We start from the raw sequence: 11326 nt of genomic DNA on the forward strand, positions 1-11326 counted from the left end.
AAATTTATAAACCTAAAAAGCGTAGAAAGATTTATTTTCCACGCTTCTTATTATTCATAAATATTTACTGTTGTTCTAAATTTTTTATATAAGATTTTATAGCTTGTAATAAGAATTCTTCCTGTCCCATACCTGCACTCGCTGCCATTTGAACTATTTTCTGCTTAAATTCAAGATCTGCATGAAAAGTTAATGGCTCTACATTACTTTTAAAGTAAATTCCTTCAACATGTGGAAGGATCGTACCGGATTTCATATGAGAATGTAAGTATTTAATCTCTTCTTGAAATTGCATTGGATCAACTTGTAATACGAAAGGTTTAATTTCTAATTTAATAGTATCAGATGAAACACTCAATCGCATATTTGTGACACCTATCTCTTTATAAAATAAATTTATTAGATTATACGTAATGGAATTAAATAGCTGAGGTTTTTTAAATGAAAAAGATAAATACCCTCTTTTTGTAATTACAGCTTGCTTACGGAAAGGTTCAAAGGAGTAATCATGTTCTTTATACATAGATAAAGGGAAAATTTCTTCCTCATCTGTAAGAATCTTACCGTCTGCTCCATTGATTTCTATTACTCTCGCTATTTTTCCGTTATGTTGATGTGTTAATAATTGATATAAATATATATCTTCATCTTGAATCTTAGCAATGAATGTTTTTCGCTCTTTTGATGTAGTTTTTTCATAAGTAAGTTGAAAAGTTTCAAGGTCATCTTTATCAATAATATATACTTCTTTTCCGCGCTTTTCAATCTTTGAAGCAGGTAGTTTTCCAGATTTGATATATGTAAAGACAGTAGATGGTGCTACATTCAGAATCTCAGCTGCTTCTTTTGTACTATACCCCTCAATCTCTTCGATATCTTTTAAACGTTCAATATCCTCTAGATAGAAAATCTTACTACCGAATTGCTTCCAGTTATCTTTATATACACATTCTATTAATCCATCTTTTTCTTTCTTTAAAATTGTTTGTACCGTTACTCCTAATAAGTCGGCTGCCTCTTTTGTCGTTACAGTAGGTTTTGTAATGAACAATAAATCTTGTGTCATGAAAGGACACCTCCATAACTATTGTTTACTAGTATTTTAGATATGTATATATCATATCAGAATATGATATATATTTAAAATGAGAAATAGAATTTATTAAAGTTCTTATAAATTTTTATAGTTTAAAAACGTTTTAAATTTAATTTATCTCTTAATATATTTTTAAATTTATTTTCTTTATAAAAGGCATTTAAATTCTAAGGTATTAACTATTAAATGATATCTATTTACTAATAAATTATAAAAAAATATAAGTATAAGTTAATAGAGAAGAATATAGTATTCTTACAGAAAGAAAATGAATTATCATTTGTATAATGTATAGAAGTGAAATAAAATATTAAATAAGGATAATAAAGAGTGTTATATTCATAATCATCAATAGGAAAGGTGAATTCGAAATATGGATAAACAAAATAAAAAAGAGAACTTACCTATAACAATGAATCAAAGTGAAGATATAGATACATATGTAGAAAATATAAGAGATATGGTTCCATTCCTGCATGATAGTCGTTATGTAGATAAGTTGGAAGAGAAGATGGAGGTTGCAGAAAAAGAGGGAAAGAGTAAATATACGTATTTAAGTGATCTGGAAGTCATTTATCATTTCGTACATTTACAAAAAGATATGGATGAGAAGAAGAATAGAAAAGAGGATACAAAAAAGAGTTATGTTTCCGAAATCTTATCATTTTGTCAGTGCATGGTGCAGCATGCAGAGGAATTCGAATTGAATGGGGAAGAGGTACAGCAAAATGACTCTTTACTAAAAACATTACAGCCCTGGCATATTCGTAAATATAATGTTTGGTTGAAGCAGGTTGAGAACGGTAGAAATGGGGATATGTACGCGATCGCAACACTTGCAAAAAAATCGGTACTTTTACGTTCTTTTTTAAAACACCTTCATGTATTTGCTTATATTGAAAGACCTCTTCACGAAGAACTGCAGCGCGCAAATGTAAATGAACAGGATCGGCCAAATCGGGACCTATCCTATGATGAGGTTATGAAGATTTTAGGGTTTTATAAAGAAAGAGGACATTTAGTAAACTATACAATTTTACTAGCTCTAGCAAGTACTGGTGCAAGAATTCAAGAATTGTGCACCGCGAGAGTGAAAGATTTACATTATGACGGAAAGTACTGGTTAAAAGTCACTGGAAAAGGGGATAAAGTGCGTGAACTTTTCATTTCGGAACATTTATACCAGTGTATTTGTGAAATGAGACGGAGAAGAGGATTACAAACGGTATTGGAAAAAGGGGATGAGAGTCCGTTATTTATAAATCAAAGGGGAAGTGCTTATAACTCTAAAACATTATCGAATCAGGTAACAGATATGATAAAAAAGACAAACTTAAAGTTTCTACTGTATCGTGAAAATCCAGTAACGGCGCATACATTCCGTCATGCTTTTGCAATCATGGCAGTTGAACAAGGAAATGCAGATTTATATCATTTAATGCAAACATTGGGGCATGAAAATATTCAAACGACAAAGATTTATTTAGAAAAGCACATGAAACGAGAAAATAATGTTGGTACCTCATTTGCAGATCTGTTAGTGTGAATTTGAAACAATCCAAATCTTATTTAATTGTGTACTTTTTATATAATTAAATAAGGTTTTATTCATGCGAAAATACAAATGGATAATTATTTGGTAAGGGAATGAAAATATAATTTCACCTGTTATTGGGTAGATAAGTATAAAGACAGTTAGTGAATTAAGAGATATTTGGGTTAGAGGAATTCTCACATGTAAATAGTTCTGTAGGTAGAGGTATTTATTTCGAATTAGAAAGGAATAATTATCAGATGAAAAGACCTGAAACTGTCATCCGTATAGCAATAATAAAAATTTTTAATTTCTAATAAGGGTAGCACCACATGAATATCAACTTAAGAATTTAGAATTACCCCAGAACAATAAAATTTCACACAAGTTGCTTAATTTTATTGTTTTGGGGTAGTTTATTTTTGTTAGGTTGCTAGCAATGTGGCAGTATTTCTATAAAGACACATAAAAAATCATTATACTTATCAAAAGAGGATTATGTTAATACTAAAATTTTATCATTTTAGCCAAGAAGACTCCTTCTTCAAGGAGCGTGAAGGGTCACAGCCCAGTGAGTGGTTGGGAGGTGAATTATAGAACTCTTTACTTAGGAATCCCTCACTTCTAAACGAAGTGAAAGTGGGGGTAGTTCAAAAAGTTAAATAGTTTGATATATAATACTTTTAAGAATTATACATGTTTTTATATTTTAAAAATTACTATCGTATATTTTAAGTTCTTAGTATACAATATATTACTTGAACTATATATAAGAATGGATAGTTTTAATTGAAATTATTAGTAAACAGTGAGGTTGGTACAAAGCTAAACATATTAATAGCTATATCAAGTATAGCCTGTATAGTATTATCCCTAATCGGTGGTTGGGGACTAGAAAAAGCGAAGGGTGCCTCTGCTAAAATGTATGAAGATGATTTTAAATCAGTTGAGTGGATAGGAACAATAGAATCTAATTTTTATCATGTTAATATGAATTTCATGGAAATAATGGTATCCAAAGATGAAAAAAGAATGAACGATTTGATAAAAGAAATGGATGGAATTCGACAGGAAAACGATCAGTTGTTAAAGCAGTATGAGACTAAAGTTATTTCTAATAAAGAAAAAGAACTATATAGCAAATTTCATGAAGCGTTTAATGAATTAAGAACTCTGATGAAAAAAGCACAAGAATTAGGGAAATCTAATAATGAGGAAGCGTATGCCTATTATCTAAAAGAAATTGAACCTAATATGAAAAAAACAATTCAATCAATTCGTGAACTAATTATATATAACAGTAATAATGCAGAACAGTTACAGAAAGTTAATAATAATAGTGCTCAAAATACAATGACAATGTTTGTGGTTATTTCAATTTTAGCAATTGTCATAGTTATATTTATTGGATATATTATTAAAATTACTATACGAAAACCACTTGTTTTATTACAAAATGATATGGAAAAAGTAGCTGCAGGTGATTTAACAATACGTACTTCTTATAAAGCAAATAATGAGTTAGGAATCATTGTACAGTCTTTTAATAGTATGTTAGATAACCTACAACAATTAATTGCGAATGTTAAGGCGACAACACAAGAGGTGATTTCTTCTACGGAGGGGGTTTTACAAGATACAAAGCGAGCATCTAATATTTCAAATGAGGTTGTTTTGACCATTACTGAAGTGAAAGAAAAAATAGCAGGACAGGTTACCAGCATGCAAGAGAGTTCATCCTCAATGGAAGAAATAACTATTGGTGTGCAAACAGTAGCTGAATCTTCAGCAGTAGTTGCTGAGGTAGCAGTAACAACCACTGAACAAATACATAGCGGTAGTGAAGTGATAAAGCACTCTATTCTTCAAATGAACAGTATTCATGATGTTGTGGAGGAAACGTCAAAAGTCATAGATAAACTTGTTACACGTACACAACAAATTGATACAGCACTGGATGCAATAACTAATATTGCCGAACAAACGAATCTTCTTGCTCTAAATGCTGCTATTGAAGCGGCACGTGCTGGAGAGAATGGGAAAGGGTTTGCAGTGGTTGCAGCAGAAGTGAGAGACCTAGCTGAAAAGTCTAAAGACTCCGCAAATGAAATTAATCACATAGTCAAATGTATTCAACAAGATACTCAAGATACAGTTCATGTTATGCAAAAAGGTCAACAAAAGGCCGCAGAAGGAAAAGAGGCTGCCTACAAAGCGGATCAAACATTTGCATCTATTATGAGGGATATTGATAAAATTACAAGTCAAATTCAAGAGGTATCGGCAGCAACAGAAGAGATGTCTGCTGGCACAGAGGAAGTAAATGCATCTCTGTCACTTGTATCTGATACAGCAACGCAAATAGAAAAAGAAGCGATTCATACAGTACAATCAATTCAATCACAGGCAGTTTCAATTCAAGAAATTTCAAATCAATCCAACAAGATGAAAGAAAAGGTAGAAGCATTAACAGAATTACTCTCAAGATTTATTATTACAGAACAAAAAATAAAATAGTAAATGAAAATATAATTTGGAACAAAAAAAAGGGAAATCCTTATATAATAATTCCAAAATAAATGAAAATGATATACAATATGTTAAAATGCAAAACACCTTTCATTCACTATTAATGAAAGGTGTTTTGCATTTATCTTTTCGTGAATTACTAGTATGAAAGTCTTTTTTTTCTGATAATTTAATGTTGATGCATAATATATAATTATTATGTGTGTGTGGTTTTATATTTCATTCACTTATTACCTTCCATCTACAATAATTATTTATTGCAACAGCATTCACGCCTAAAATAAGTTGTTATAAAAAAGGAAAATAAATATAGAAGGGGTTTGACCAAGGTACTTGTATACCCCATATAAATGAGAGAGTTATGACTGAACAAAATATGACTCTATCAACCTAAGTGGTTACCGGTATGAGTGTTTTTTTGTATATGGTTACTATTTAGAAGAACCTAAATTTGGTCTTACCCCTGTCAAGTGGACATATTCAAAAAGCTTTGCAGTCTTTTCATGCGTCAAAACGTCGTGTGATTATAGTAGATAAAAAACCAACTTATTTAGTTGCTATCATAGGATTGAAGAAAGAATGAAGAAATAATTCTTAATTTATCCTTTAGAAATATCCCTTATATCATCATGATGAGACTGTATTTAATTAATAAATAGGATAAGTGAGGCATCCAGAGGGATGCTTTTTCTTTTGGCGTAGAAACCCCTTTGGTGAATATGTTTTAAATATAATTAATAAATAAAGTACGTGAAATTTTATAAAGTGTGTAGAGATAAGATTACATTTAATACACTTAGGAAAGAATGGCATATAAGATGATTGATTAAATACATTGACTTTTATACAAATGGAGGAGTGTTATGAAGGCAGTTTCTAAAGAGTTTAAGCAGACCACAAACGCATTAAGTGCTGCCAACACATATTTAGATTACTTAGTACAAACTAAAACGTATCTGCAGTTTCTAATACTTATCATATTTTGTATTATTACTGTTTACATACCTTTTCCATCATTCGTGCTTAATTATATAAATGAATTAGATATACTGATGCAATACATAATTAAATCTGTTTATTTTTCTTTTCCTATTTCATTAGTTTTTCTATTTATAATGAGGGATCAAAGGTTTTTGTTTTCTAAAAAAATCACTTTCCAGCAACTAAAACTTTCTTTTTTCTGTGCTTTCATTATTTATGCTATTATGTTGTTATTTTTAGCCGTACTAATATCTTTTACAACATTCAAAGGAACATCTAATCCTATTGGGAATGAAGGAATTACTAATTTGCTTTACAAAACACCTGGGATTGCAATTCAATTAATCGGAGAGAACATTATGTTTGTATCTATATGGTTCTTTTGGCATAAGATCATACGCTCCTTCATAATAAGCCCCATATCTTCAATTACAGCCTCTTTAATATTGTCTGGAAGCTCATTTGGGTTACTCCATCTCTTTACGTATAACTATAATTGGGTACAATGTTTAACTATCATTGGGATACCAGCTATCGCTCAAATGATTTTCTTTCTAATATTTAAAAATATTCATATGGGATACATACTTCACTTCAATTACAATTTAATCATTATACTTTTTAGCTATATAGCTTCTATTTAAAATAATTTAACACTGAAAATAAAAGAAAAGGTACCCCTGCTGCAAGGTACCTTTTCTAAGGGGTATAACTCATTAGAAAAGCGGCCGTTGGTCAAGTATACCGCCTAGACTATTACATGAGTTATATTTTTATTATACATTAATCATATCAAAAATATTATCATTAGTGTAATTAACATTCATTATTTTTAAATTTTAAAGCTACCAACATAATAATAATTTTACCAAGTTTCATAACAGCTACATATGATCCTGGTCTTGCAGCTGCTTCTGTATTTATTTATATATATTTCTTTTTAGATTATTGGACTGTTAGTCTGTTCGCGAATATAAATTCATTAATTACTATATTTAAAATTATAATTCCTAGTCTTACAATTGGTGCATTACTATTTGCTGGATTTCATGGAGTAAAATTTACCAGTTATCAGGACTTTAATGTATCTAATTGATCAAATGTTTTAACTGCTATGGCAACTTCCGGTGTTATTTTTGCATTCAATGGTTTTCAAAGTCCGATTAATATGGCTGGTGAAGCAAAGAACCCCGGGAAATCCATTCCCCGGGCAGCTGCAGGATCCATTTTAATTTCAACTATAATATATGTATTATTACAAATTGCTTTTATGTTTTCGGTAAATCCTAATATAATAATTAACGGGTGTTAGAATTTGAATTTCAATTCACCATTTGCTGATTTAGCGATAGCACTAAATATTAATTTGGTTAGGTATTGATTCGATTTTAGCTGCGCCTCTAATAATTGATCTGTCCCGTTTTATGGATCATGCACTTAGAGAGGGGAAAGTAGGAATAATGGAACACCTTTCACTCTTTTTTAAATCACCAATTGGAACAGAGAAGTGCGCCCTTGATCAACAATATCAAACATTATTGGAATATGTGAAGAATTTCGAAGGCATTGTTTAGTATATACGGTGACCTTAGATTTGAAAAAACATGAATCCTATTAAGCTAAAAAACAAAATTCCCCTAAAATGAAAAAAGCTATTCTTTCGGTATATTCTACAAAAAATAGCTTTTTTCGTTTTAGTTTGATGGGCGTAAGACAGTATTCCTAACTGTGTATATCATATAATATTAAAACAAACACCTTAAGATTGTATTGTTTCAACTTACTACAATTTTTTAATGAATTCTTCAGTTTTTAAAACTGTGGCAAACTCATTATCTAAAGTTGCTAGTGATATATTATGTATTTGTTCAGACACAAAAATAGGCTGTGGAGAAGACTTTCTCCACAGCTCGAGAAAACACTTCTCTTAAGATAGAGAAGTGTTTTTCCTTCATTATTGTTTAGAACTAAAAGATTGTGATTTTTTTGTAGCTGATTTTGCATTTTGTTTTTTAACTGCATGCACATCCGTTTCAGTTGCAAATTCTGTACCATAACTAGCATTCGCACTTTGTGCACCTGAAGCTTGTGCTTTCTTTGCCTCTGATTGTGCATTCTCTTGTTTTACTGCTTGTACATTAGTTTCAGTTGCGAATTCTGTACCATAGCTAGCATTTGTGCTTTGGATGCTAGCCCCAGAAGTTTCCTTATTATAACCTTGTTGTTTTTTGTTCATCTTTCTCACCTCCACAATCAATACTATAACCAACCTATTTAATAGCTATTCTTAATTTTATTTTTGGGATACCGCACATGCCCATTAACTTAAGAAAAACAAACGCTCTAAAACGAAAAAAAGAGGCGACTTTTCAAAGTAACTACCTGTTGAGAAAGAAAATTTTTGTTTAGGTGTACTTCGAAACCTTAGCTTGATGGTGATGGGATCACCATATCAAAAAAAGTAAATTGTACGTTAGATACATTTTTCAACCGCTTCCTGTACGTTAAGGGATTGGTTGTTTTTTATAATGAAATTCTAAATATCTAATGATAATAGGTGAAAAAGACGATCAATAGTTGGGGTAAGGAAATGATTCGAATTTACATTCTTTCTCAATATATATCATAAATAAATAAGGTAAAATATGGGATGAGGGTATGTTTCATGTTGTGTTCATCCTAACAATAACTAAGGATACATAATATGCTTTCATATCCTTAAATAATTTTGTTATAGAAGGGATGGAGATTTAAATGGCTCAAATTGTTGATATTGATAGATACCTTTCTACTGGGGCTTTAATCTATATGAGTGAGGGCCTTTTCCCTAAGCCTAGGAGCTAAGGAACATATACAATATGAATAGAGGAGAGGGATACCTTATGAAAATACGTAGTCAAATTACATTTGCAAGTCTGGCCCTTTTAATAGCTGGAAGTTCTCTGTTATACACAACACCAATCTCAATTGTAAAAGCAGAGCCCACTCAAAATGTATCTAGTGCATCACACACAAGCACTCAACGAGATCGTAATTCCGTCAAGCAAGCAATGCGGGATACATTGCAACTTGGATACCCGGGAATACTTGCTAAAACTTCTGAGGGTGGAAAAACGTGGGGGTATGCGGCTGGGATAGCGGATCTGAGAACCATGAAACCAATGAAAACAGATTTTCGCTTTCGTATTGGCAGTGTGACGAAGACGTTCACCGCAACAGTTGTACTTCAATTAGCTGGAGAGAACCGCCTGAATCTAGACGATTCCATCGAAAAATGGTTGCCTGGTACCATTCAAGGAAATGGATATGATGGTAACCAGATTACTATCCGGCATATATTGAACCATACAAGTGGTATCGCTGAATACTCAAGATCAAAAGACGCTGATTTTACGGATACAAAAAAATCGTATACGGCTGAAGAGTTAGTGAAGATGGGGATTTCTCTGCCCCCTGACTTTGACCCAGGAAAGGGATGGTCTTATTCAAACACAGGATACGTATTACTTGGTATTCTTATTGAAAAAGTAACCAGAAACAGCTATGCGGAAGAGATTGAAAATCGGATTATTGAACCACTTGAATTGTCGAATACATTCCTACCTGGCAATTCAAGCGTTATTCCAGGCACCAACCATGCCCGTGGATATGACCAACCAGACGGAGCAAGTGAGCTAAAAGACGTTACTTATTATAACCCAAGTGCAGGTAGCTCTGCTGGAGATATGATTTCTACTGCTGACGACTTAAACAAATTCTTCTCTTACTTGCTCGGTGGAAAATTACTGAAAGAACCACAACTAAAACAAATGCTTACTACAGTTCCTACAGGAAGAGAAGGAATCGATGGATATGGTCTTGGAATCTATGAAACTAAGCTTCCGAACGATGTCTCGATATGGGGACACACAGGTGGCATTCTAGGGTTTACTACTCTTGTTGGAGGTACACTTGGAGGCAAGCATACGTTGGTCGTCAATTGGAACAGTTTGGGTAGAGCTGACAGTCCTAATCCTTTTAAAAATATTTTACTTGCTGAATTTAGCAAGTAGGCAAAAAGGAAAATCGGATAAATTTTGTCGTAGTTTTTATAATTAAAAATAAATTTAGGGATTTTTGGAATTCAGGCGGCAACCCAACGCTATTAAGCTAATAAAACAAAATCCTCCCTAAAATGAAAAAAGCTATTCTTTCTGTATATTTCTACAAAAAGAATAGTGTTTTTTCGTTTAATAGATACATTTTTTTAGCTTGATTGCGGTGTGATGTGCCCCCTATAAATAATAATAAAAGATAAAATAACCCAATTAATTACCAATTTGTTTTTTATGCATCACAATTATTAATTAAAGTTGTTTTAGATATATAACCACCTAATCAAGATATATATAACCATTTAGATGAATTATCATAATGTCCTTGGACATATTCTCCATTAACCCAAGTACCAGTTACATTAGTATTTTTACTAATGAAACCTACAACCTTAGCGCTAGCAGATGCTGTTTTTCGTACATTAGCGCCATATACGCCTACTTTTTCTCCATTTGTACAAAGACCTGATACATCATTTTTTTTGTAAAAGATTAATTGTTGAAAATAATGAAGTTATACAAGTGCAAACAGAAGTTATTTGTAAACAATGTAATAATGAATACAAACATCTAAAGCAATATGATAAAAGGTTTGTGGTCCTCCATGTCCATCAACCTTTTATTATGAAGTAACACCTGAACGTATTATATTATTGTTTTTTATTAACAGACATAAAAATGATTTATTTGTTTTATCAATATTTACCAAACACCATTGTAAAATGTTTGAATATGTATAAACTTAGTTAATTTTCGTTTGGTTATTTCTGAAAAATAGTAAGTATTAATAATAATAAAACATTGGATATATCACCTACAAAGAGCCGCAAAAAGAATGGAACCAGTACGGAAAGGATACTTTCATAAAAAATTTTAAAAGATAAGAATTATTTGCTCTTGAAGAAAAGTGACTAGAAAAGTTACAACCATATGGAGAATAAGGTTATACAAAAAAATCTTAAAAAGGGGACAAAATTATGGAACAAAGAAAGTTTTCAGTAACACCTCAAGATCAAATGAATTATGTATTAGGTCTTTATTCTGCAGATCAACAAATTAATGCAGTTCTTTATTTTCCTGTAGGTATATCAA

General features: G+C 31.5%; 7 protein-coding genes and 1 pseudogene. 6 read left to right on the top strand and 2 right to left on the bottom strand.

The window, feature by feature from the left end:
• Positions 1 to 64 precede the first annotated feature (64 nt).
• Positions 65 to 1066: a helix-turn-helix domain-containing protein gene (locus tag HFD78_RS25295; RefSeq protein ID WP_000189806.1), complete on the bottom strand. Its 1002-nt coding sequence runs from the start codon at positions 1064 to 1066 to the stop codon at positions 65 to 67.
• Between the two features lie 403 nt (positions 1067 to 1469).
• On the opposite strand from HFD78_RS25295, the gene HFD78_RS25300 reads away from it, so the two are divergent.
• The 5 genes and pseudogenes from HFD78_RS25300 to HFD78_RS25320 all read left to right on the top strand — a co-directional run bounded on the left by HFD78_RS25300 (position 1470) and on the right by HFD78_RS25320 (position 7714).
• Positions 1470 to 2642 (top strand): tyrosine-type recombinase/integrase, encoded by a 1173-nt coding sequence (locus HFD78_RS25300; protein ID WP_000360823.1) that lies wholly within the window; start codon positions 1470 to 1472, stop codon positions 2640 to 2642.
• A 777-nt stretch (positions 2643 to 3419) separates the two neighbouring features.
• Entirely contained in the window at positions 3420 to 5147 is a 1728-nt protein-coding gene (locus HFD78_RS25305) for a methyl-accepting chemotaxis protein (protein ID WP_000772118.1), read from the top strand.
• An 875-nt stretch (positions 5148 to 6022) separates the two neighbouring features.
• Positions 6023 to 6784 (top strand): hypothetical protein, encoded by a 762-nt coding sequence (locus HFD78_RS25310; protein WP_000648937.1) that lies wholly within the window; start codon positions 6023 to 6025, stop codon positions 6782 to 6784.
• Positions 6785 to 7038: 254 nt separating this feature from the next.
• Positions 7039 to 7449, top strand: a pseudogene (locus tag HFD78_RS25315) (amino acid permease); the annotation flags it as partial.
• Positions 7450 to 7525: 76 nt separating this feature from the next.
• On the top strand, positions 7526 to 7714 hold the full coding sequence (locus tag HFD78_RS25320; RefSeq protein ID WP_223272793.1) for an inositol-3-phosphate synthase: 189 nt from the start codon (positions 7526 to 7528) through the stop codon (positions 7712 to 7714).
• Between the two features lie 380 nt (positions 7715 to 8094).
• Here HFD78_RS25320 and HFD78_RS25325 read toward each other — a convergent pair whose 3' ends face one another.
• Positions 8095 to 8376 carry a gamma-type small acid-soluble spore protein gene (locus tag HFD78_RS25325; protein ID WP_001036083.1) on the bottom strand — a complete coding sequence of 94 codons (282 nt, stop codon included), beginning with the start codon at positions 8374 to 8376 and terminating at the stop codon, positions 8095 to 8097.
• Positions 8377 to 9022: 646 nt separating this feature from the next.
• Here HFD78_RS25325 and HFD78_RS25330 point away from each other — a divergent pair.
• Positions 9023 to 10192 (top strand): serine hydrolase domain-containing protein, encoded by a 1170-nt coding sequence (locus tag HFD78_RS25330; protein ID WP_000702517.1) that lies wholly within the window; start codon positions 9023 to 9025, stop codon positions 10190 to 10192.
• Positions 10193 to 11326 lie beyond the last annotated feature (1134 nt).

It is taken from the genome of Bacillus sp. EKM501B (genome assembly GCF_011800505.1).
Classification (GTDB): Bacteria; Bacillota; Bacilli; order Bacillales; family Bacillaceae_G; genus Bacillus_A; species Bacillus_A cereus.

Excerpts from the sequence above, each read along its gene's own strand:
- HFD78_RS25295 (WP_000189806.1), bottom strand. The coding sequence starts at position 1,066 with ATGACACAAGATTTATTGTTCATTACAAAACCTACTGTAACGACAAAA.
- HFD78_RS25300 (WP_000360823.1), top strand. The coding sequence starts at position 1,470 with ATGGATAAACAAAATAAAAAAGAGAACTTACCTATAACAATGAATCAA.
- HFD78_RS25310 (WP_000648937.1), top strand. The coding sequence starts at position 6,023 with ATGAAGGCAGTTTCTAAAGAGTTTAAGCAGACCACAAACGCATTAAGT.
- HFD78_RS25325 (WP_001036083.1), bottom strand. The coding sequence starts at position 8,376 with ATGAACAAAAAACAACAAGGTTATAATAAGGAAACTTCTGGGGCTAGC.
- HFD78_RS25330 (WP_000702517.1), top strand. The coding sequence starts at position 9,023 with ATGAAAATACGTAGTCAAATTACATTTGCAAGTCTGGCCCTTTTAATA.